Origin of the sequence: Streptomyces sp. Wb2n-11, assembly GCF_001049855.1 — a bacterium.
GTDB classification, from domain to species: Bacteria; Actinomycetota; Actinomycetes; order Streptomycetales; family Streptomycetaceae; genus Streptomyces; species Streptomyces altiplanensis.
Genome location: NZ_CVPB01000001.1, coordinates 216695 through 237444, shown reverse-complemented (window position 1 = coordinate 237444; position 20750 = coordinate 216695). Strand labels below are relative to the sequence as shown.

Below are 20750 nucleotides of genomic sequence, written 5' to 3'. Positions count from 1 at the left end.
TTTCATGAGTGAACGGGCCGACCGCCGGACCACCGAAGTCGAGGACCGCGTATGCAGCCGCTTCTGCGCGTCGAAGAACTCACTGCCGCCCGCTTCGGGCGACTGCGCGCCGTATGGCGGGTGGCCCACGAACCCGTTGCCGGAGTGTCTCGGCGGCTGCAACTCGTGGCCTACGCCATGCCGTTGGCCGTCCTGCCCTCGAGTATTTGGCGGCTTCCGGCCGCGTTCGGCGGCGGGATCGGGGTCGGCGAGCGGGCGTACATTCTCCTTCTGTCGGTAATGTCAGAGATTTTAGCGTTCGCCGCGATCGGCCTGATCGCCCGCTGGGGCGAGGTGTTCCCGGGCGGGGTCCCGTTCCTGCGCGGCCGCAGGGTCCCTACGAAGGCAGCGGTGATCCCGGCCGCCGCCGGGGCCTTCTGGCTGGGCGGACAGCCAGAAGGCGCAAATGTCCCTTGACTGGACCAGTTGTCCATCGGCACAGCACCGATGGCGGTGAGAGGAGACACAGGATGCGTCAGGTCGGAGTATCACTCCGGCGTCAAGCGCTCGCCAAGCGATTGTTGATCACCACTCACGTCTCTGGCGTGCTCGCCGTCACACTCTCAGCCGCGCTGCTGATCATGGGCATGATCGCTGGTGGACTGACTGTTCTCGCCATGACCGCCCTCTTCTGGGGCGGGGCAGTCGTGAGCGCACGAGCCAGGACAAAAGGCAGCTGTAGATCGCGGTAGGGGTGGCTCTTGTCGGCAGGCGCCGCCCCTGCCCGATGAGGGCGCCAGGTTTGCCCGCAGGGGACTCAGGCATACCCCCACTGCCGATTTCGCACGGCTCAAGCCGTGCTCATCCCGGTGCCATGGAGCGGACGTGGACGACACGGTCCCGGCCGGGCGGCCATCCCCTACACGCGCGGGGAGCAGCTTCAGTCACAACCGGTCAGCGAACCGCCGAGCCTGCTCCCCGCGCATGCGGGGGATCGTCCTGCCTCTTCTATGAGCGGAGCGGTTTGGCAGAGGCGAGTTCATCGGGCTTCTCGACGGGTGGCCGCATACGCAGCCGAAGTGGAGTGGGTCAGCTGGGGCCGGGCCGGGGCCGAGGCGCAATGGGCGGTCAGGCCCGCCCGGCAGTGCGTGCAGGTGCCGCAGTTGATGGACCAGGGCACTATGACCAGGTCGCCAGGGGCATGCCGGTCACGTGGTCACCGACGTCGGTGACCCGGGCCACGCATTCGTGGCCGAGGGCGAACGGAGGACCGATGAAGCCGTGCCCGGCGAGGATGGAGGAGTTCACGTCGCAGACCGTGGCGGCCACCAGCGCGAAGATCACTTCCCCGGCGGACTGCACCTTCGGGTCGGAGACCTTGCGCCCCCCGACCGTCCACCGCGCGATGTAGGCCACCTCACACATCGGCCAGCGCCACCAGGCCGGAGTACCGGACGACGGAGCCGCCCGCGCCCCGGGTGTCGTCCGGCTGCTCGTGCACCAGGGCCCCTACACGCAGTGCCTCGGCCGGGGCAGCCCGGCGGCCGCGAGCACGGTGGTGGTGGCGTCCTCGACCAGGCCGAGACGGCCCGCCGGGGAAGTCGGCGGGCCGTCGTGAGGCGGTGAGGGTGGTTCACCCCGGTGCTGCTGAGGTCAGGGCGTCGACGCGGCGCCGGTCCCGCTCAGGTGGAGGTCGGCGACCTGGCGGTTGTTCACGTTACGGCGGTCCTTGAGCTCGCCGGCGGCGATCGCGTTGCCCAGGGCGAGGCCCTCGCTGATGTAGTCGTCGACGGCCTTGCGGTTGGCCTCCTTCTTCAGCAGGCGTACCAGGTGGCCCATGAAGACCTCGCCGAGGACGGTGAGTTCGTAGCCCGCGGCCGTGTGCCGTACGAGACCCTCGTCGCAGAGGGCCCGGAGGGTTCGTACCTGCTCGTCGTCGAGCGCGCCGTTCGCGAGCATCCAGTCGTATCGGTGCTGCGGCAGCCCCTCGTGGCGGAGGGGGAAGACCCACAGGGCGGTGTCGGCCTGCGGGACGGTGGCGCACTTGGGCAGGTGCAGCGGGTGCTCCTTCCGCTCCGCGGCGGCCATCCACTGGCCCAGGGAGCTCACCTGCTCCAGTCGGACGCCGGGCATGCTGGAGATCGCACTGGCGCCGACGCCCAGCAGGAACGCTGCATGGTGGCTCTGTCCCAGGCACTCGTTGCCGCTGATCTTGTCGAGTGTGGCCGCGGGCACGGCGGACGGGTCGATGTACGTGTTGGTGCCGCGACGCACCCAGCCCTGGCGCAGCAGGGTGCCGTAGGTGTTGAGGCGCATGAGCGCGCGGTCGTGCGGGGACGCCTGCTGCGGCAGGGCGCCGGAGAGCAGCCCGCCGATCAGGGACGGCGAGGCGCCGGACGTCAGCAGGTAGGAACTGATCGCGTTGATCGAGGGGTGCTCGATGAGGGCTTGCAGATCGTCGAGGGCCATGGCGAGGGACTGGCCCGGCAGGCACGTGATGAGGTCGGCGTTGACGACGGGAATGCGCCCGTCGATCATGTCGAGCACCTTCGACAGGTGCGTGAGCGAGCGCGGCTGGCGCATGTGCGCACGGAGGTCCGGGTCGAGCGTCTGGATTCCGAACGACGCCTTCGTCACGTCGTGGAGGACCAGTTCCTCGATGAAGTCGGGCTGGGTGGTGCTCAGCGTCATCTCGACGGAGAACTCGGTGGTGTCGGTGCAGCCCGGCAGTGCCCTGACGCCTTCCAGGATTCTGCCGACATGGGACCCGAGGAGGTCCGGACTGCCTCCGCCGATGTGCACGGAGCCGATGGGGTGGCCGTTCACCTGGACGCGGTCCATGAGGTCCGTCAGCTGCCACATCACCAGCTTCGAATAGCGTTCCGCCATCTTGTAGCTGATGCTGTTCGCGCCGGTGAACGCACAGAAGGTGCAGTTCTGCGCGCATATCGGTACATGGATGTAGAGCTGCAGGGAAGCGTCGGGCAGAACGGGCGCCGCCGATACGGCGTCGAGGACGCCGTGGTTGGTCAGGGACGGATCGTCCGGCAGCATCCAGTAATCGATCGTGTTGCTCGCAAGTGCATCGAACCGGCTCCCCAAGAGCCCGGAATTTCCGATGGCAGACATCCTGACGTACCCCCCCGGTTACGTGGCGAAGGCCGGACGTCCCGCGGTACGACGGACGGCGGGGCGTTGACCACGGCTGACGCTAGGCAGGTCGAGCCGGGGTCACCAGTCCACCTGGCGCTTCTTTGCGCGGACCACTGGGAGGTGCCAGGGGCCAGGAGAGTGTTGTGGGGTGAGTGATTGTCTGTTGGTGTGTCGGGGGTAGTGGGCCGGCCCGTGTTCCGGGCGTGTTTTCCGGCCGTGGTGGGGCGGCCGGCGCCCCGGCTGCCTGGATCACGTCGTCTGCCTCGACGAACTCACCACGGACCTGACAACCGCCTGGATCGTCGAGCGCGTCGAGCGCTGGCCGGACCGCACCGACCCCTACCTGGTCGTCAGCAGACAGACCGCGGTCGAGGACCCGCACTCGCAGGTCGGCCGGGACGTCATCAGGATCCCGTTCCAGCGGGCGGGCACCAGGTCGGACGAGCTCCGGCAGGACCGGCCCTTCGGCGAGGCCCGGGAAACCGCTGACCCCGTCCGCCTCGTGCGTGCCTTCGGCGTCTGGAGCGCGACCGCGACGAGATACGTCGCCGCCTCCCACTCCGGCAAGAAGACCGACCCGCTCCAGGTCCGACAGTCCACGGTTTCCCGAATTCGGCCGGTGACGCGGCGCTGCGGGGACCGTGCCGCCGCGCTGCGCGACGTCAGCCCGTACTGCCTGGCGTTGAAGGCGGCCTGATCTGCCCAGGCGTTCCGGATCGGAACGTGAACCGCGCATCGGTCAATCGTTCCGACAACTCCCACAGGCGGCGGCCGGTCTCGGCGTCGGTCGCTGCGGGAGCAGCTGTACCCGTGTCGGTCCGCCGCGCAGTTCGGCCAGGCCGTCTGGCCGATGAACTGACCGCCCTCCACACCCGGGTCCGTGGCGGCGTACAGCTGTGACAGCGCACCTTGATCCGGGGACTGGGCGAGCGGGGTGAGAATGCGGCCGAACAGCAGCTTGACCATGCCGACTGGCGCGCTGGTCCGCAGGTTGGTGGCGGTATAGCCGGGATGGGCGAGCACGCTGCGTACCGGGCTGCCGGCTTGGGCCAGCCGCCGGTGCAGTTCCTGTCCGAAGACGGCGTTGGCGAGCTTCGACTGGTTGTAGAAGGCCATGGGGGAGTACGTGCGCTCGCCGGTGAGGTCGTCGAAGAAGAGGCGCCCCTGCCGGTGGTTGGGCGAACTCACCGTTACCACATGGGGTTCATTGCCGTCCTCCAGCAGACCGAGCAGCAATGCGGTGAGCGCGAAATGGCCGAGGTGGTTGCAGGCGAACCGCAACTCGTGACCCTGCGCGCTCAGCGTTCGAGGCGGTGCCATCACACCGGCGTTGTTGACGAGCACGTCCAGCCGTGACGGCCGGCGTGCAGCCGGTGGGCGAAGGCGCGGACCGAGTTGAGATCGGCCAGGTCGAGAGGGCGCACCTCAAGGCGGGCGTCCGGCTGCCCGGCGGTGATCTCGGCGACCGCCCGGTGACCCTTGCCCTCGTCGCGTACCACGAGGATGACGTGCCCGCCCCGGCGGGCGAGCGCACTGGTGGTCGCCGGACCGAGACCGCTGTCGGCTCCGGTGACAACGAACACCCGCTTGGTCTGGTCCGGAATCTGCGCGGCGGTCCAGCGCTGCTGCTGCGCCATGTGACACACGTTGCCTCTCATGGCATCAAGCGTCGAAGTGCTACTTAGTGCCATGGTCGGCATGGAGTTACCATGGCCGGTGAGCAGCCGCCCTGAAAGCAGCCTGGCCCAGCGCAAGCGTCAGCTCGTCTCGAACGAACTGACCGAAGCGGCACTGCGGTTGCTGGCCCTGAAGGGGTTCGACGCGGTGACCGTCGACGAGATCGTGAGCACCGCGGGCGTGTCCAAGCGGACCTTCTTCCGGTACTTCGCGTCCAAGGAGGACGTGGTCGTCCAGTTCCTGACCGAGATGGGCACCGGCATCCACGCGGAGCTGGCGGCACGCCCCGGCGAGGAACGGCCCTCCGTGGCGCTGAAGGCCGCCGTGTCTGTCCCCATCGCCGCCTGCGTCGACCACGCCGACAGAGCGCTGCGCGTTGTTCAATTGATTCTGCGTACGCCCGCACTGCACGCGCGTTTCCTTGAACGCCAGGCGCAGTGGCACGACGACCTGACGGCGGAGCTGGCACGCCGCCCGGGATCCGCCCCCGACACCGATCTGTACCCGCAGATGGCCGCCGGGATGGCGCTGACCGCCTTCAACACCGTGCTGCAACGGTGGAGCGACAGCGACAGCGCCGAGGACCCCACCGGACTGATCGACCGGACCTTCGCCCTGATCTCCCCGGCCTTGGACGCCCGCTGACCTCACACGAACCTGAGGGGCTTCGCCCCTGCTGGGGAGGTGTTGTTCCAGGGTTCACGCGCAGACGCCTCAAGGAATCCGCGAACCCCTCGGCCGATCCCCGCGACCCGCGCGCCGTACAGCTCGCCCTCACCGAGCAGGACCAGGCCATCGCGCGGCAGGCCATCGCGGTGGTCCAGGAACGGCTCCAGCAGTTGCTGGAGTCGCTCGGCGGCCTCGACGCCCCGCGGACGCGCGTTCACCGATGAGCTGACGGCCCTGCTTGACGTACCTCTCACTCGATCCGTACCGAACGGCGAGAGCACTCGGGGGACAACACCATGACCACCACTGCGCCCACCGCCGAACCCATCGAGTACTTCACGGAGAACCGCAACACCGTCCTGGCCGCGAACCGGGTGCAGGCGGGCGACCGCGTCATTCGGACGATCACCGGTGATGGGCCGGGCGGGCTGCGGGAGTGGCTGCTGGGCGCCCTGCCCGTCTCCCGGGGACGCGTCCGGACCACGTGTCGGCCGTGCTGGAGAGCCGGCCGATGTTCATCCAGGTTGTGCCTGGACCGGCTCCCCGACGAGGACCCCTGACCCTGACTGGCCGCCTCGGACCGCACAGCCGGCCGGAAGGCGCCCTACGGCAGCGGAGGATCCCCGCTCTTCGCTACAAGGCAGGGCTCTTCGGCCGCATGTCTCCGCCGTAGGTGGTGCGGTAGTCCGGGACGACGATCCGGCTCGCCGGGGACTCCTGGTGGACCAGCGCGACGAACGCGTCCAGGTCCATCGCCGGGTCGCGGCGCGGTGGTTCGCTCAAGGACTCTTCGAAGTTGTCCCAGTGGACGGGTACGACGACGCCGGGCTGCCCGAGCGCTCGTAGCAGCCGGGGCACGTAGCGGGACGTCGAGGCGCTGGACGGCACCGCGATCATCGCGAGATCGGGGCTCAGCCCTTGGACCGCCCGCTCGGAGAAATCGCTGGCGCCCATCAGGAAGGCCGAGGGTCCGCCGCTCCCGGCCGTCACCTGGAAAGCGAGCGTGTCGCCCTCCGGCAGGTCGGAGATGGTACGGGGGGCTGCCGACGGTGGCGCGTTGAGCGTGCCCGGGGCGAAATAGGTATGCCGCTTGTTGCGGCTGTGCAGGCTCGACACGACCTCGACCGTGAGTCCGTCGAAATCCAACACCTCGCCGCCTTTCACGACCGAGATCTGCTCAGGGTCGACACCGAACGCGACCAGCAGGTGGAACGTGGTCTCGGTGCCGACGACCCGGGCGCCGGTGGTCATGGCGATGTGGGGTACGTCGGCGATGTGGTCCCAGTGGGAGTGACTGACCAGGACGATCTCGGGGCGGCCGATGTGCTTCCGTACCTGTTCGGGATCGGACCTCAGCTTCGTACCCGGCTTGAAACTCCCGTCGAACAGGCCGGTCTTGAACCGGGTGATGTACGGGTCGAAGAGTACGGTCCGCCCCTCGACGTCGATGCGCCAGCCGGACGTGCCCAGCCAGCGGAAGGACGCAGAACCGGCCGGCGAGCTCCTGTGCGTCGTCGTCGCCGTCGTCGCGGCGGCGGGGGCGGGGGAGGGGAGGAACGGAGCGGCCGCGCCGAACGCGGCGCCGCGCAGCACCGTACGTCGGCCGAAACCCTGGATGCGCCGCTTGGGGCGCTGTGCGTCTGTGTCGTCGTTCATGAGGTCAGGAGATCAGGAGGTACCCGCCGCCGTCCAAGATCAAAATTTCTGCGGTCCAATATGCAGAAGCATATGAGACCAGGTCAGGTGCCGTGGCGGCGTAGAAAGTCGACGGCGATCCGAGCCGCTGCGCCGATCGCCGCGTCCACGGCCGGACGCGAGGCGGCAAGCTCCCGCGTGCGGGCGAAGACGGAGACCGCGTAGCGGCTGCCGTCGGGATACCGGACGACCCCCGCCTCCATGTGCAGGCCGGGCAGGGTCCCGGTCTTCGCCGCGATCGTCACCTCGTCCGGGAACCCCGACACCAGCCGGTGCCGGAACACCTGGCGGGCCATCAGTTCCCGCACCTGTGCGCAGGCGTCCGGTGGGCCCGCCTCGTCACGCCAGACGAGGCGCAGCAGCCGGGTGATCTCGCGGGGCGTGCTGGCGTTGGTGCGCGAGGGGTCCAGCACGCTCATGCGTCTCTTGCGCTCGTCCGGGAGAGCCGGGTAGTGGAGGGCGAACTCCCTTTCGTCGCGTGCGCCGACCTCGGTGAGCATCGACTGCAGTACGTCGCGAGGACCGCCCACGATCCTGGTTCCGTCGAGGCGGAGTTCCTCGGCCAGGAGCCGCACCGTATCCAGGCCGACCTGTGCCAGCAGCAGGTCCGCTGCCGAGTTGTCGCTCACCGAGATCGCGAAGAAGGCCAGGTCGCGCAGGGACAGCTCGACGTCGTCCGCACAGCCGGCCGTGCCCCAGCCCCCGAGCCGGTCGGCCGCCGTGACCCGAACCCGCTCACGGGGGTCGAGCTGGCCGGCGGCGACCTGGCGCGCGAACTCCAGGACCAGCAGCACCTTGAAGATCGAGGCGATCACGACGGGCTCATCAGCGTCGACGGCCACCTCGTCGGCTGCCGAACGCGTGCCGACGGCCTCCTCGTCGGTTCCCGAACGCATGCCGACGGCCTCCTCGTCGGTTCCCGAACGCATGCCGACGGTCACCCCCTCACGGCCCGACTCCCCGCCGATGGGAACCGCGTGCAGCAACCCCTCGGCACCCACCCCCGCGAAGACCTCGCGGATCCGTTCCTCGACCATCGGTTCGCCCCTCACGTAAGGTTTCCGGCTGTGGATCTCTTGCGCCACCTGCGCATCTTTGTCGCCGTCGCCGACGAGCTGCATTTCAGCCGGGCCGCCGACCAGCTTGGCATGGCCCAACCACCCCTCAGCCAGGCGGTGCGCAGACTGGAGAAGGACCTCGGCGCCGAACTGTTCGACCGGTCGCACCGGCAGGTCGAACTGACGCCCGCAGGAACGGTGTTGCTGGACGAAGCCCGTGAACTGCTGGCCCGTGAGGAGCGGTTGCGGACGCTGGCCCGCCGCGCCGGGGAAGGCGATCTGGGCACCCTGCGCGCGGGCGTACCTTCCGACACGACGGTTGCCACGCTGTCCCTGCTGCTCGGCGCCTGCGCGGAGCACTACCCGGGCATGTCCGTCGATCTCCAGGAGATCACCACCGACGAGCAGCTGCGGCTGCTCGCCTCCGGCGGGCTCGACGTCGGCCTCGTCCACCAGCCCGTGGACACCACCGGACTCCGCCTCGGCCCGGAGGTGTGCGTGGAACTCGGCGTCGTCCTGCCCCGCGTCTCACCACTGGCCCGGCTTCCGGAGGTCGCGCTCGCCGAGCTGTCCGGCCACGACCTCGTGCTCCTTCCACGTGCGCAGGCCCCCGGCTGGTACGACCGGATCATCGACACCTGCCGGGCCGGGGGCTTCGTGCCCACCCGGCTCCGGCACGCCTCCCATCCCGAGTTCCTGCTGGCCCTCGTCCACGCGGGCCACGGCATCGCCTTCGACCAGGGGCCGGTGGCCCGCAAGGAGCCCCGCGTCGTCTGGCGGCCGCTGGCAGGCCGCCCCCTCACCCAGCGGATCACCGGCGCCTGGCCCGCCGGCCGGTCCGCCCACCCGGCCGCCCCTCACTTCGCCGAGCTCGCGGCCGACGTGCTCACCCGCGACCGCACGGCGACCCTGCGCCGCGACGACGGCGCGCCCCTGCCGGAGGGGCCACCCCGCCCGTGGGCGGTGGTGTACGACGAGACGGCATGGTGACCGTTGGCAGTCCCGACGCCGCATGCGATCGGCGGACGTTCTCCTCGGCCCCGTGCCGGGGGGCGAGAAATGACTCCTGATGTCTGCGGGCTGGAGCAGATCAAGGGCGCTGTCCTGGACGGCAACGTCTCGCTCGCGTCGGCGCTTCGACGCTGCCGCATGCTTGGTGGGCCCCGCATCAACACGTAGTGGAGGGCGCCGGATCGTGAGCGTCTCGCTGTGGAGTAAACGGCCGTCCCCGGGGCCGGGGCCGGGGGACGACCGCGTTTGTTACGGCCAGTTGGCGGGGACGGTGCCCTGCCGCACCTGGTTGGTGCCGCTGCACTTCCCATCGTCGGGATCGCCGAAGATTTTGATCGTGTCGACGTCATTCGCCCAGGTGGTGCCGTTGGGGTGTGCGTAGTTGCCGAGGTTCACGGCGGTGTTCGCCGGGATGCAGATGTACCTGTCCGGGGTGGCGCCCGTGTCGATCAGCCATACGGAGTCGTCATTGCGGGTGTTGACGACCGCATCCGGTTTGTTCCTGATCTCGGCCGGCATGTTCTGGTAGTAGGTGTCCTGGAACCAGCCGATGAGGGTGCCGCTGGAATAGGAGCCGTCGTACACGCACACACGCGGGTATGAGCAGCCGTGCATGCTGGCGGCTGCGACGGGCGAGGCTGTCAGCGGGGTGAGGGCCGCGGCCAGTCCGGCGGAGGTGAGCAGGGTCACCTCCAGCTTTCTGGTCAGTTTCATGGGAACGCTCCTGGTGAGGTGGCATGGGCGGAGCCGACCGCACCGGCCGGCTCCGCAACGAGACTGCGGGCACGGTGCGATGTCCGGCCACAGTTGAGGGGGAAGTGGCGTCGGCGCGGGACGTCCCAGGCGCCGACCTGCGGGGACGTCGCCCAACGGGTCGGTACGGCGGGACGACCGCGAGCGGGGGGTGGCCGTTTCCGCACCAGGGCGGGTCGCCGTCCGGTGAGCGTGGTGACGGCTGATGCAGAATGAGGCCGGGACGCGCAGGGCCGGACCGGCGTGCCCTGACGCAGGTGGGGGAGACACGCCGCGTTGGAAGGCGCTGCCTGCGGGCCTGCATCCACACGTACACCGGTTGATCGTGCGATTGCGCGGAATGAAGGACCGCAGCGAACTGAGCACGCGACAACTGGCGGCGAAGAGCGGGTACAGCGCGAGGTCGTGGCAGCGGTATCTGAACGGCAGGTCACTGCCGCCGAGGAAGGCCGTCGAGGCGATGGCCCGCATCTGCGGCGACGATCCGATCCGGTTGCTGGTGCTGCACGAGATCGCCGCCGAACGCTGGGCGGACGGCCGCGTGGCCATCGCCGGTGCTTCGGAGAGCGCCCCGCCGACGCCGGCGCACACACCCGCGGAGCGGCAGTCGTACGTGCGCTGCCCGCGCGCCCTGGTCGCGGCGGGAGCGGTGGCCCTGGCACTGTCCGTCTCCGCGGCGCTCCTGCTGGCCGTGCGGCTCACCGATGCCCGCGCCGAGCTCGCGGACGAACGCGCCGGTACGGTCGGGGCGACCCCGGCCATCGTGGCGGAGTCCTTGGTGCCGATCCCGTACACGTGCCGGCTGGAGCGGCGTGACGGCCGTTGGTACGCGGGCCTGAGCCGCACCACGGACACCGTCCTGGCGTACACCCATATGAGGCCGGAAGTGGCCGAGGCGCAGTACCTGTTGCGCCGGACGGGCATCCCGCCGGGAGACATCGACGGCGTCATCGGCCCGCACACCTGGAAGGCCCTGCGGGAGGAGGCGGCGCCGAAGTGACCGCGGAACACACCCGGCTGGACGTGGCACTGCGGGAGTTACGGGCCCGTACGGGGCTGAGCCTGGCGGCGTTGTCGGAACGCACGGCGTACAGCAAGTCCTCGTGGGAGCGCTACCTCAACGGCAAGAGCCTGCCTCCCCGGCAGGCCGTACAGGAACTGTGCCGGGTCGCCGACGAACCGAACGGACGGCTGTTGGCCCTGTGGGGGATCGCCGAGTCGGACTGGAGCGGACGCGCGGCCGTTCCCGCCGCCGTCGAGCCGCGACCCCGGCCACAGCCGCAGGAAGCGCCCCGACGCCCTGAGGCCGGGCGGCCGCGCGGAGGCAGGCCGACGAGGAGTAGCCCTTTCTCACAACCCTCTCTCCTGGAACCCGAGAGGGAAGATGCGATCAACCGGACAGAGTGGACTTCGGGTCACCCCGTCGGCGTACCCGGCCACGAGGGTGCGGTGCGTGGTCGATACGAACAGCAACAGCACCGACCTGAGCTTGGCGTTCGTGGCCTGCCGTTGAACACGGTCTGGAACTCGCTGATGGGCTCGCCTGAGTTCCGGACGCAAAGGCGGCCTTCGCCTGATCCTGTGCTCCGTCACAGAGGCAGGGGAGCAACATGAGGGCCGTGGCTATGAGTCTGCTGCACCACGGCGTCCCGCGGGATGCGCTTGCCGAGCTGTCACACCTGGATCATGACCACCGACGAGGCCCTCAACTCCCTCGTCGACTGCTGAACCCTGAAACAGACTTAGCCCCGTTATTTCTGGCGCATCGCACTGGCGGGACAGGGCCTCCGGGCTTGGGGGACACCTACGGGAGGACGACGTCGCGGCCCGGGCTGCCTTCGACGGTGTCCTTCCCGGGGCCTCCGTTGACCAGGTCGTCGCCGTCCTCGCCGTGCAGTGTGTCGTCGCCGGGGCCGCCGAGGACGATGTCGTGGCCGTCTCCACCCATGGCGTAGTCGTCGCCCGGGCCGGCGTACACGATGTCCGCGCCGCCGTACGCCTCGATCATGTCGCCGCCCCGGCCACCCCACAGCCGCTGGCTGCTGTCGTCGCCCATCAGGTGGTCCATGCCGTCGCCGCCGTCCAGGACCGCGCGCCCCATGACCATGTCGTCCCCCGCGTCGCCCCGCACCGTGTGCGCGGTGTGAGCGTGCAGTTCGTCGTTTCCGGAGCCGCCGCGGACGGTGGCGACCGCGGGGTCGCTGGTGACGATCGTGTCGTCGCGGTCGCCGAGGAAGATGTCGATCCTGTCCGGTCGGGGGCTGCCGGTGGGGAGTTCGCAAACGACGAAGGTCTCGTCCCCAGGTTCAAGATACGCACAGTGGTCGCCGGGTTCGAGCGGGACTGCGTCGCGGAAGCCGATCCGCCGGGCCCCGGCGCCGAGATCCATGGGAATCACGTGGAGGTCGTTGGCCTGTCCCGCGGCGGCGGTGAAGACGATCGACTGAGTCGCCCAGTCGGCGCCGACGCGGGCCTTCGCCCCGGCGGGGGCGGCTGCCGGGGTGGCGGCGAGGCCGGTGGCGAGCAGGATCAAGGCGACCGCGCGGGCGGTGGCTCCGTGTCGGTTCATGGAACCTCATCTCGATGTGGAAACCGGTGGGTCGACCTGTCGGCGAGGGGCTGTCGGGGGTCCGGCGTGCGGTCATGACGGTGGCATCCCCGTGACCGCCCCGCCCGAACGGAGGGACCGCGGGATATCCGGGACGGACCACCGCGCGGCGTCCGGCGCGCCCTGGTGCACCGGACGTTCTCACGGTGGCCCCGTTCGGCCCCACTCGTCGGCCGCCACCACGAGACAGGCCGCGACCAGGACGATGTTTTTGATGATGTACTGGCCCTCCAGGGTGGGGACCGGCGCGTCCCCCTGCCACATCTCCCCGGGGAGCAGCAGGAGCGCTGAGAAGACGCCGGCCATGTGGGCGAAGAACCCCACCAGAGCCACGCGGAGCAGCACCGACGTGACGAGGCCGAGGCCGATGGCCGTCTCGGCCGTCGCCAGAACCGGTAGCACCACGTCCGGCGGCAGCAGGCCGAAGGTGAGCTTCGTCGCGGCCCGGACGGCGGCCCCTTCGGCGGGGCTCGCCGCGGGGAAGAACTTGAGGACGCCGAACCAGAGGAACACCGTGCCCACGCAGACCCTGAGGAGCTCCGGGCCGCGCCGCTGGACCCGGCCGGCCAGGGACCGGGCTACCCGGATGGCCCGTCCGCCGCCCCCGGTTTCCTCGGGGGCGCGCCCCCGAGGAGGGCACAGGCTTCGCTCGTCGACTCTCTTCACCGCCGTACCCACCCTTTCGCACGTGCTCGCACGCGGTCGTCCGAAGGCTCCTTGGCCGACAGGCGGCCGGGAGAGGAGGAGGCACCCGATGCCCGGAGCGGACGGCGCACTGTCCGCTCCGGGCACCGGGACACCATCCGGCCCCGGCAGGGCCGGATGGTGCGGCACCGCGTCAGCTCACGTTCACGTCCACGCAGGCGTAGAAGGCGTTGGCGGTGTCGGCGACGTTCCACACGGCCAGCACCTTCTGCTTGCCGGTCAGGCTGCCGAAGTTCACCTGGTGGGTGACGGTGGCGCCCGGCCGGGCGCCACCGTCGTTGAACTCCGCGATCTTCCGGCCACCCGCGTAGTACTGCCAGGTGCTGGTCGCGTGCCGTGCGGTCAGCCGCCAGTTGAAGTTCGTCGTCCGGCTGACCGGGGTGACCTTCCAGCCCTTGCTGTCGTTGTCGAGCTCGGCGAAGGCGGCGTTTCCTCCGCTGCAGCTCATCAGGCCCTTGGGTCCCTCGACGCTCTGCGGTTCGTACTTGATGGAACCGCAGGAGACCAGGCCGGCGGCACACTGGGCCTGCCGGCTGGGGGGTGAGGATATGTAGCCGTGGGCGCTCGCGCTGCCGGCCGGCAGGCTCACGGCCAGGAGCGGGGCGATCCCCGCACCGATGACGGCGGCCAGCGTCTTCTTGCTCTTCATGACAACTCCTGTGTGGGGGTGCGTGCCCGCCCGAGGGCAAGGCGGCCATGAGCATGTCAAATAGCGCTTGCGTGACCGCGGAGACGGTCAGGTGGGGCGATGGGAGCTTACCCTGCTTGGTCTAGACCAAACCGGCCTTTGAGTGCGGCCGCTGTGCCCGACTGCCGACGCCGCCCGGCAGGATGGGCGGTTCCAGCGGCACGGCGGCCGGGCGGAGGCGCCGCACATGGGTGACGGGCGGCGGCACATCCCACTGCCCTCACACCAGTTCCGAAACACTCCCAGGACCGCGGAGCCGTGTACTTCAGGCTTGGTTTCCGGGCCGGAGCCTCAACTGTTGGCCAGGGTGCGGTCCAGGAGGGGGAGCAGGTGGTTCCAGTGGCGCTTCAGCCCGGAGGCGCTGAAAGCGTCGGTGTCGGCCATGGTGAAGCCGTGGACGGTGCCGGGGTAGATCTCGGAGGTGTAGTCGACACCCGCGGCGTCCAGGGCCTGGTTGAGCTCGGCGAGGGCCTCGGGTGTCAGGTCGCCTTCGGCGTGGCCGAGGTGGACCTGGGCGGTGAGCCCGGAGAAGAGGTCGGGCCCGTCGGCGCCCACGGGGCCGTGGAACGCGGCGGCGGCGGCCACCTGGGCGGGGCGGGCCGCGGCGGTGCGCATCGCCAGGAGGCCGCCTATGCAGTAGCCGGTCACCGCGACCGGACCGGCGCCGACCTCGGGCTGGGTGGTGAGGAACCTGAGGTAGGCGTCGGCGTCGCTCAGGACACGTTCGGTGGTGTGCGCCTCGATCAAGGGCATCAGCTGGGCGAAGATCGCGGGCCGGGCCTCTTCTCCGATGTGCTCGGGAAGCTCGACCGCTGGTGCCGGGCCGTGTCGGTAGAAGAGGTTGGGGACGAGCACGTAGTTACCCGTGCCTGGCCAGTTCGCGGGCCATCTCCCGCAGCACGGGCCGGATGCCGAAGCCGTCCGCGTACATCAGCACCCCCGGGTGCCGCTCGCCGCGGTCGGGGAAGGCGGCGAACGCATCGGCCTGGCCGTCCGCGGTGGGAATCTGCAACGTCTTGGTGGGCATGAATCCTCCTGTCGTGGTTGATGGGTCGATCCTGTGATCAACACGACGGAGGCGGAGCCCGCGCAGCAGCGCAAGATCCGCGATCGGGCAGCGGGCCCGCACCGGCCCGTACGGCGCTCAGGAGAGCACCGGGTCACCAATCCGTGTGTGGCGCAATGCCGTCCCGGTAGTCATCCCCACAACGTACTCCACCGAACGAGACCGACACCAACGCCTCGAGCCCGCAGGGCGGTTCGCGAGAATGAACTCGGCCAACGCCTCGGCTCCTGGACCCGGTCGACGCGCCGCCCGTGATGTTCATACCGATCTTGCGGCTGCACGGTCCTCACCGCGCTTCGAAACACTCCCTGGCTTCACCACGCAGGACTTGACAGGGAAAGTGACCTGGAGGGCGAGAACGTCCGCGCTGCCCCGGTCGGGCTGCTGTCCGCCATAGGGTGACCTGAGTCAGAGATTCTTCGGCAGCAGACGGTGATTTGTCGGGGATCTCGTCGGCGGTCTTCGTCCAGACGAACGGTCCGGGGTGCTCGTTCCAGTCGGCGAGCCAGGACCGGATGCCGCGCTCGAGGGCCTGGGCGGAGCGGTGGACTCCGCGCTTGAGCCTTTTCCGCGTCAGTTCGGCGAACCACCGCTTCACCAGGTTCAGTCAGGACGCGCTGGTCGGCGTGAAGGGGGTCTCCTCGAGTGCCTTGACGATGACCCGTTCGACGTCGGCGTCAGTGATCTTCCGGGGACGCCGGGCCGCGGGTCGTCACACAAGCCGTACAGTCCCCGCTCGATGAAGCGGCGCCGCCGGGTGCGGACCGTGTCCGGAGCGATTCGCAGCCGGCGGGGCACTTCGATGATCGAGTGGCCATCGGCCAGGATCGAGTGGCCCTCGGCGCACTCCAGCACGATCCGCGACCGCTGGGCCAGAGTCTGGGCCGTCGTGCGGCGACGTGACCAACCCTCCAGCACAGCCCGCTGGGCATCAGTGACCGACAATGGCGGAATCTTCGCACCCGGACGACTCATGCCCGACCAACGTCGAATTTCTGACTCGGATCACTAGAACGGCATGCGGCCGCGGGCTCGTCGGCCGGCGGAGCCGCTGCGGCCCACGGCGTTGGAGCTGCTGCGGAAGGGCTTGCTGAAAATCCGGCCCAGGACCCCGGGGGCTTTTCCGCCGACGCGTGTTCCGGCTCCCAGCGTCCGCTGCGTACCGCGTTCGGGATGGCGGGACAGGCGGGGCACGAAGAAAGCAAGGACAGCGAGAACTACACAGACGGCGACAATACCGATAATCATCATGGAGGGCTCCTTGGGTGAGGTGTGTGTGTTGCCGCCTGCCCCGGTGGCCGGGGTGCATGCGCGGCGGTGCGGAGCGGCCGGCAAGCGCTCCCCCGATGCGCCTCGTCCGGCAGAGGCGCAGTCGGCTCGCTGCACCGGCCCGTCAGGCCGGACCGGTCGCCCCGTTCCCCGCCGTGTGCCGACCGGGTGAGACCATGACCAGCACTCGGCGAACTGAACGGCCGGACTGCCCTGCAGGCCGACTGCCAGGTCATGGATCGCTGCGCCCGCCGCTGCACGGTACGTACGGAGGCCCCTGTGTTTGCCGTCCGTCATTTCGGACACTCTCCATCAGCTCCACTCCCGAGTGAGCCCCCCTACTGCGATTGCGACGCTGCTCCGTGCCTGCCTTCGACGCCTTCATCTCTGTTTTCCGACCGAAGGCGCCGCAGCGCCCGTCCGCGCCACCCCCTGCGGGCCCATCGACGGCCGGGAGGGCGCCTGCGCCGCTGACTCCTCGCGAGATTTCGCTGGTCCGTACGAGCCTGGGGGTGGTGGAGTCGCAGACAGCTGAGATGACGGTGTACTTCTATGCCATTTTGTTCGCTCGCCACCCGCAAGTCAGGCAGCTCTTCCCCGACAACATGGACGTCCAACGCGATCGGTTGCTGCGGGGGCTGCTGCGCATAGTCGACCTGGCCGACGATCCGGAGAACCTCGTGCGGTTCTGCTCCCTGCTGGGACGCGGCCACCGCAAGTTCGGGGCGCTCGAAGCCCATTATCCGGCGGTGGGCGAATGCCTCTTGGCTTCCCTGGCCCGCTTTGCCGGCACCGCCTGGACGGCGGAGGCAGCCGCCGCCTGGACGCGCGCTTACGCCACCGCATCGCGGGTCATGATCCTGGCTGCCGACGACGACGCCCGGCTGCGTCCCGCCACATGGCCCGCGCAGATCGTTCGGCACGTACACCACGGGCACGGCATCGCCGAGATCACCGTCCGGCCAGAGACCCCGTACCACTACACCGCGGGTCAGTACGTGAGCATGGAGACCCCCTGGTTTCCCAGAGCCTGGCGCCATTACTCTCCCGCCCACGCTCCGCGTCCGGACCACACCCTCACCTTTCATGTACGCGCCGTGGCCCGCGGACAGGTCAGTAATGCCCTGGTCCACCACGCGGCGGTGGGTGACGTCGTGCAGCTGGGACCACCGCAGGGGGACATGACCCTGCAGGCAGCGTGCGACCGGGACCTGGTGTGCGTGGCAGGCGGAACCGGCCTCGCACCGATCCGTGCCCTGCTGGAGGAAGCGGCCCGGCGGGACATGCGGCACCACGTCGATCTGTTCGTCGGGGCTCGTACCGGGGAAGAGTTCTACGGCCTGGACGACATGCTGAGGATGGCGCAACGCCACCACTGGCTCTCCGTACGCGCAGCCGTATCCCACCAGCACATCGCCGGCCAGGAAGGCACTCTGCCGCAGGTCCTGCACGAGTTCGGCCCCTGGGGGCAGCACGAGGCATTCCTGTGCGGCCCGCCCGCCATGGTCACAGAAGCAGCCCGGATCCTGCTGCACGACGGAATGCCCGCGGCCCGCATCCACCACGACCCGGTGGATGTGCCTGTCCTCACCATGCCCCTCGCACCTGCCCCGCACCGCCGAGGGGCGGGAACGGGTCAGCCCGGCTCGACGTGATCGATGAGCTCCTGTACGGCGATGATGTCCATGGAGGCGTGGCTGCGTGCGACGCGGCCGCCGTGCGGCCGCCAGACCCGGCAGTACTCGTTGTGGTACTCCGCACCGTCGATCGCTGCCACGTCGCCGTCGAAGCGGATGATCATGGTGTCGCCGTCAGTCCACAGAGCCCGGATCGTCATCACGAGCGTCGATGCCAGACGGCCCATGACCGGCGCCGCTCCCTTCGCGAGGAAGCCGGCCTGGGACGTATGGGTGCGTCCGTTGTCGATCGTCCATGCGACCTCGTCGTGAAGGATCTCGAAGATGCCGCCGCGGGCCTCCTGCCGTTCGAAGGCCCGCACCGCCGCCGCCCTGTTACGACGTTCCCGGGACGGCCGGCCGGACCGCGTCGCGGTCACGTCCTCACGAGTTCCCGCCGGGGCGATGGCAAATTCCGCTCAGCATCGTCAGCCCGCCCGTGATCCCTGCCGTCACGAATGCGCGCCGGCTCTGCGCTGAGCTGCCGTTTGCCACTGTCGCTCCTCCCTGGCTTGTTGGTGCGCGTCGCCGCTCTCGCGGTGGAAGATGTAGCCCGCGTGACGCAGTACGTCTCCGTCGAACGTCCCGTCCGCGCTGAACCCGGTGTCGTCGACGTATCCGATCCGAGTCCCGGAGACCTGGTAGAAACCCGTGCAGGCGCTCTCTCGGTCTCCGCGGGCCTCGTCGTAGCGGCCGTTTGCGAGCAGCTCCTGGCGGATGCGCCCGTCGGCCGTCATCCGCATTCCGACGTACGGGTGCGGCGAGGCATCCGTGGCCTCGGCTGGGCGCGGCCGAGGTGTCGGTATGGGCGATGGCGTCGCGGTGGACGGGGGCTGCTGCTGCCGACTGCGCTGCGCGGTCCCGTCGGAACCCGGGGGCCTCCTGCTGTCCGATGCCGCAGCGCACGCGGCGAGCCCTCCCGCGATGAGGGCGGCGACGCACGTGACGCCGACCATGGTCTCGGAGCGGGCCCTCACGTGGCCCGCCTCGGCGAGTCGTCCTGGTGGCCGGAGTGAGTGGTCGCCGCCAGCGAGCCGAGCAGGCGGAGCGCGTCCGCGGTCCCGGTGCCCTCCTGGGCGTGGTAGACGATCAGCTGCTGACCCGGGGCAGAGCGTACGTCCAAGGTCTGCATGCGCAGAGTGAGTTCGCCGGCATCGGGATGCAGCAGGACCTTCGCGGCGTCACTCTTGCCCCGTGCGTCTCGCCTCTGCCAGAGGTCGGCGAACTCGCGGCTGCTCTCCGAGACCGTCTGCAGCACCTCGTGAATCCGGGGGTCGTTCGGCCGGGCGCCCTCCAGGAAACGGAATCCCGCGACCGCGTTGGCCGCTGCCTTCTCCCAGTCCGCGTGGAACGAGCGGACCGACGGGTCGAGGAACATCGTGAGCAGCACGTTCGCGCCGGGTGGGAGGTGGGGGAAGACCGCGCGCCCCAACGTGTTCGCAGCCAGGACGTCGTAAGCCCGTCCCAGGAGCAGGGCCGGCGTGCGGTCCCACAGCTCGGCCAGCGTCAGCAGCTGGGGGTCGGCTCGCTCGACGCTGCTCTCGTTGCGCGGGAGCGGGGTCGTCCCCGCGACCCGGTACAGGTGCAGCCGGCCGTCGTTGTCCAGCAGCAGCGCGTCGCTCAGCGCATCCAGGACCTGCGTCGACGGGCGCCGCTCACGGCCCTGCTCCAGTCGCAGGTAGTAGTCGACACTGATGCGGGCCAGCATCGCGACTTCTTCGCGGCGCAGGCCGGGGACGCGTCGCCGCCCGTCCTGGGGCAGACCGACGTCGGACGGCGTCACCTGCGCGCGTCGGCTCCGCAGGTAGTCGCCCAGTCTCGAGGTTGTCATGTCGGCCAGGCTAGGCTCCCCGGCGGCCGGGAGCCTGGCCCCAGTGCTCCCAGGACGGACGCGGTCTCCTCCCGCGCCTCGTCGAGGGTGGGGACATGACCGGCGCTCCCGCCACCTTCACGCCCCTGGCAACTGGCGGGAGCGTGGACGGCCGCCACGCCGATGTGGGGATCAACGTCGAAGCCGAAGGGCCGTAGCGCCTTCAACCGGCTGTCGCGACACCTTGATCACGGAGGGGCCGCGTGGGAAGACAGGTGGTCGGATCACGACATTGGCGGGGCGTCTGGTGATGCGGGCTCCGCCGGCCGCGTCCGTCCGCCGCGCCGCTGCCGTACGGCCCTGCCGCTCGCGTCGGTGGGTGCGCGGCACCCAGGAAGCCCTCACCTGGGGGAACGGCGGCCTGGTAGCGTCCCGCCGCAGGGCCGAGGGTAGGGCCATGACCAGCAACGATACGCCCCGCGATTCACACGCGTACGTCGGGATGTGGGTGACCGAGGACGGCTGCATCCGTCAGGAACTGTTGCCGAACGGCCGCTACGACGAGGCCCGGGGCAACCGCCGGAGCGCTTACACAGGCCGCTACACCGTCACCGGCAGCCACCTCGACTACGTCGACGACACCGGCTTCACCGCCACCGGCGACGTCCGCGACGGTGTTCTCTTCCACGAGCACCTCGTGCTCTACCGCGAGGACGACCCGCGCGCCCGGCGGGGAGCCCGGCCATGACCAAGATCCAGCTGCAGATGACCTGAGCCGCCACCACCAAACGCGCGAACACCCGCCGCTCGACGGCAGCACAGCGGTCGAGCAGCCTGTCGAACGGGAAGGCCGGCGAACGGTCCTCCCCGTACAGGACTGCGAAGCCCTCGTCCTGCACGAGAACCCGGATTCCATCGGTGCTCTGGTCACCT

At 69.8% G+C, this 20750-nt stretch carries 17 protein-coding genes and 8 pseudogenes; 9 read left to right on the top strand and 16 right to left on the bottom strand.

Annotated elements, in window-relative coordinates:
* Positions 1-51: 51 nt before the first annotated feature.
* Positions 52-414, top strand: a pseudogene (locus tag BN1555_RS00765) (hypothetical protein); the annotation flags it as partial.
* Between the two features lie 604 nt (positions 415-1018).
* Here BN1555_RS00765 and BN1555_RS00760 read toward each other — a convergent pair.
* The 4 genes and pseudogenes from BN1555_RS00760 to BN1555_RS00740 all read right to left on the bottom strand — a co-directional run bounded on the left by BN1555_RS00760 (position 1019) and on the right by BN1555_RS00740 (position 4769).
* Positions 1019-1404: pseudogene (locus BN1555_RS00760) on the bottom strand (alcohol dehydrogenase catalytic domain-containing protein).
* A pseudogene (locus BN1555_RS39870) lies at positions 1397-1560 on the bottom strand (4-oxalocrotonate tautomerase); the annotation flags it as partial. The pseudogenes BN1555_RS39870 and BN1555_RS00760, both read right to left, overlap by 8 nt.
* Before the next feature lie 72 nt (positions 1561-1632).
* A complete protein-coding gene (locus tag BN1555_RS00750) occupies positions 1633-3033 on the bottom strand; it encodes a radical SAM protein (protein ID WP_176709907.1) in 1401 nt (466 codons plus the stop codon).
* A gap of 761 nt (positions 3034-3794) precedes the next feature.
* Positions 3795-4769 (bottom strand): annotated as a pseudogene (locus BN1555_RS00740) (oxidoreductase).
* 79 nt (positions 4770-4848) lie between these two features.
* On the opposite strand from BN1555_RS00740, the gene BN1555_RS00735 reads away from it, so the two are divergent.
* The 3 genes and pseudogenes from BN1555_RS00735 (at position 4849) to BN1555_RS38745 (ending at position 6038) form a co-directional block, all read left to right on the top strand.
* Positions 4849-5454, top strand: coding sequence for a TetR family transcriptional regulator (locus BN1555_RS00735; RefSeq protein WP_255305807.1), 606 nt, complete (start codon positions 4849-4851; stop codon positions 5452-5454).
* 89 nt (positions 5455-5543) lie between these two features.
* A pseudogene (locus BN1555_RS39865) lies at positions 5544-5778 on the top strand (MarR family transcriptional regulator); the annotation flags it as partial.
* Positions 5775-6038 (top strand): hypothetical protein, encoded by a 264-nt coding sequence (locus BN1555_RS38745; protein WP_093796962.1) that lies wholly within the window; start codon positions 5775-5777, stop codon positions 6036-6038. The pseudogene BN1555_RS39865 and the gene BN1555_RS38745, both read left to right, overlap by 4 nt.
* 73 nt (positions 6039-6111) lie before the next feature.
* On the opposite strand, the gene BN1555_RS00720 is transcribed toward BN1555_RS38745, so the two are convergent.
* Positions 6112-7134, bottom strand: a complete 1023-nt coding sequence (locus BN1555_RS00720; protein WP_093796960.1) for an MBL fold metallo-hydrolase — start codon at positions 7132-7134, stop codon at positions 6112-6114.
* An 83-nt stretch (positions 7135-7217) separates the two neighbouring features.
* Positions 7218-8210, bottom strand: coding sequence for a serine hydrolase (locus BN1555_RS00715; RefSeq protein ID WP_093796958.1), 993 nt, complete (start codon positions 8208-8210; stop codon positions 7218-7220).
* A 39-nt stretch (positions 8211-8249) separates the two neighbouring features.
* On the opposite strand from BN1555_RS00715, the gene BN1555_RS00710 reads away from it, so the two are divergent.
* Entirely contained in the window at positions 8250-9221 is a 972-nt protein-coding gene (locus tag BN1555_RS00710) for a LysR family transcriptional regulator (protein WP_093803070.1), read from the top strand.
* Between the two features lie 270 nt (positions 9222-9491).
* On the opposite strand, the gene BN1555_RS00705 is transcribed toward BN1555_RS00710, so the two are convergent.
* The gene (locus BN1555_RS00705; RefSeq protein ID WP_093796956.1) at positions 9492-9956 is read right to left on the bottom strand and encodes a hypothetical protein; all 465 of its coding nucleotides are present in this window, start codon (positions 9954-9956) and stop codon (positions 9492-9494) included.
* A gap of 244 nt (positions 9957-10200) precedes the next feature.
* On the opposite strand from BN1555_RS00705, the gene BN1555_RS00700 reads away from it, so the two are divergent.
* Positions 10201-10995: a helix-turn-helix domain-containing protein gene (locus tag BN1555_RS00700; protein ID WP_093796954.1), complete on the top strand. Its 795-nt coding sequence runs from the start codon at positions 10201-10203 to the stop codon at positions 10993-10995.
* Positions 10992-11234 (top strand): annotated as a pseudogene (locus BN1555_RS00695) (helix-turn-helix domain-containing protein); the annotation flags it as partial. The gene BN1555_RS00700 and the pseudogene BN1555_RS00695, both read left to right, overlap by 4 nt.
* 565 nt (positions 11235-11799) lie before the next feature.
* On the opposite strand, the gene BN1555_RS00690 reads toward BN1555_RS00695, so the two are convergent.
* From BN1555_RS00690 to BN1555_RS39860, 6 genes and pseudogenes are all read right to left on the bottom strand, one after another.
* Entirely contained in the window at positions 11800-12564 is a 765-nt protein-coding gene (locus BN1555_RS00690; protein WP_093796952.1) for a calcium-binding protein, read from the bottom strand.
* 180 nt (positions 12565-12744) lie between these two features.
* Positions 12745-13191, bottom strand: coding sequence for a DoxX family membrane protein (locus BN1555_RS00685; protein WP_255306343.1), 447 nt, complete (start codon positions 13189-13191; stop codon positions 12745-12747).
* Positions 13192-13441: 250 nt separating this feature from the next.
* On the bottom strand, positions 13442-13957 hold the full coding sequence (locus BN1555_RS00680) for a lytic polysaccharide monooxygenase auxiliary activity family 9 protein (protein ID WP_093796948.1): 516 nt from the start codon (positions 13955-13957) through the stop codon (positions 13442-13444).
* Between the two features lie 330 nt (positions 13958-14287).
* Positions 14288-15023: pseudogene (locus BN1555_RS00675) on the bottom strand (dienelactone hydrolase family protein).
* A 437-nt stretch (positions 15024-15460) separates the two neighbouring features.
* A pseudogene (locus BN1555_RS00670) lies at positions 15461-16037 on the bottom strand (helix-turn-helix domain-containing protein); the annotation flags it as partial.
* A gap of 33 nt (positions 16038-16070) precedes the next feature.
* The gene (locus BN1555_RS39860) at positions 16071-16313 is read right to left on the bottom strand and encodes a DUF6411 family protein (protein WP_093796946.1); all 243 of its coding nucleotides are present in this window, start codon (positions 16311-16313) and stop codon (positions 16071-16073) included.
* A 530-nt stretch (positions 16314-16843) separates the two neighbouring features.
* Here BN1555_RS39860 and BN1555_RS00660 point away from each other — a divergent pair.
* The gene (locus tag BN1555_RS00660; RefSeq protein ID WP_369688929.1) at positions 16844-17986 is read left to right on the top strand and encodes a globin domain-containing protein; all 1143 of its coding nucleotides are present in this window, start codon (positions 16844-16846) and stop codon (positions 17984-17986) included.
* On the opposite strand, the gene BN1555_RS00655 is transcribed toward BN1555_RS00660, so the two are convergent.
* The 3 genes from BN1555_RS00655 to BN1555_RS00645 all read right to left on the bottom strand — a co-directional run bounded on the left by BN1555_RS00655 (position 17968) and on the right by BN1555_RS00645 (position 19838).
* Positions 17968-18387 (bottom strand): nuclear transport factor 2 family protein, encoded by a 420-nt coding sequence (locus tag BN1555_RS00655; protein WP_141662789.1) that lies wholly within the window; start codon positions 18385-18387, stop codon positions 17968-17970. The genes BN1555_RS00660 and BN1555_RS00655 overlap by 19 nt on opposite strands.
* Before the next feature lie 72 nt (positions 18388-18459).
* On the bottom strand, positions 18460-18813 hold the full coding sequence (locus BN1555_RS39585; RefSeq protein WP_255306340.1) for an Atu4866 domain-containing protein: 354 nt from the start codon (positions 18811-18813) through the stop codon (positions 18460-18462).
* 167 nt (positions 18814-18980) lie between these two features.
* The gene (locus BN1555_RS00645; RefSeq protein WP_093796942.1) at positions 18981-19838 is read right to left on the bottom strand and encodes a helix-turn-helix transcriptional regulator; all 858 of its coding nucleotides are present in this window, start codon (positions 19836-19838) and stop codon (positions 18981-18983) included.
* 436 nt (positions 19839-20274) lie between these two features.
* On the opposite strand from BN1555_RS00645, the gene BN1555_RS00640 reads away from it, so the two are divergent.
* Positions 20275-20565: an Atu4866 domain-containing protein gene (locus tag BN1555_RS00640; RefSeq protein ID WP_093796940.1), complete on the top strand. Its 291-nt coding sequence runs from the start codon at positions 20275-20277 to the stop codon at positions 20563-20565.
* The last annotated feature ends 185 nt before the right edge of the window (positions 20566-20750 follow it).

Bases quoted from the DNA above. Each gene is read 5' to 3' on its own strand.
- BN1555_RS00750 (WP_176709907.1), bottom strand. From the start codon at position 3,033: ATGCTGCCGGACGATCCGTCCCTGACCAACCACGGCGTCCTCGACGCC.
- BN1555_RS38745 (WP_093796962.1), top strand. From the start codon at position 5,775: ATGACCACCACTGCGCCCACCGCCGAACCCATCGAGTACTTCACGGAG.
- BN1555_RS00720 (WP_093796960.1), bottom strand. From the start codon at position 7,134: ATGAACGACGACACAGACGCACAGCGCCCCAAGCGGCGCATCCAGGGT.
- BN1555_RS00715 (WP_093796958.1), bottom strand. From the start codon at position 8,210: ATGGTCGAGGAACGGATCCGCGAGGTCTTCGCGGGGGTGGGTGCCGAG.
- BN1555_RS00705 (WP_093796956.1), bottom strand. From the start codon at position 9,956: ATGAAACTGACCAGAAAGCTGGAGGTGACCCTGCTCACCTCCGCCGGA.
- BN1555_RS00700 (WP_093796954.1), top strand. From the start codon at position 10,201: ATGCAGAATGAGGCCGGGACGCGCAGGGCCGGACCGGCGTGCCCTGAC.
- BN1555_RS00690 (WP_093796952.1), bottom strand. From the start codon at position 12,564: ATGAACCGACACGGAGCCACCGCCCGCGCGGTCGCCTTGATCCTGCTC.
- BN1555_RS00680 (WP_093796948.1), bottom strand. From the start codon at position 13,957: ATGAAGAGCAAGAAGACGCTGGCCGCCGTCATCGGTGCGGGGATCGCC.
- BN1555_RS39860 (WP_093796946.1), bottom strand. From the start codon at position 16,313: ATGATGATTATCGGTATTGTCGCCGTCTGTGTAGTTCTCGCTGTCCTT.
- BN1555_RS00645 (WP_093796942.1), bottom strand. From the start codon at position 19,838: ATGACAACCTCGAGACTGGGCGACTACCTGCGGAGCCGACGCGCGCAG.
- BN1555_RS00640 (WP_093796940.1), top strand. From the start codon at position 20,275: ATGACCAGCAACGATACGCCCCGCGATTCACACGCGTACGTCGGGATG.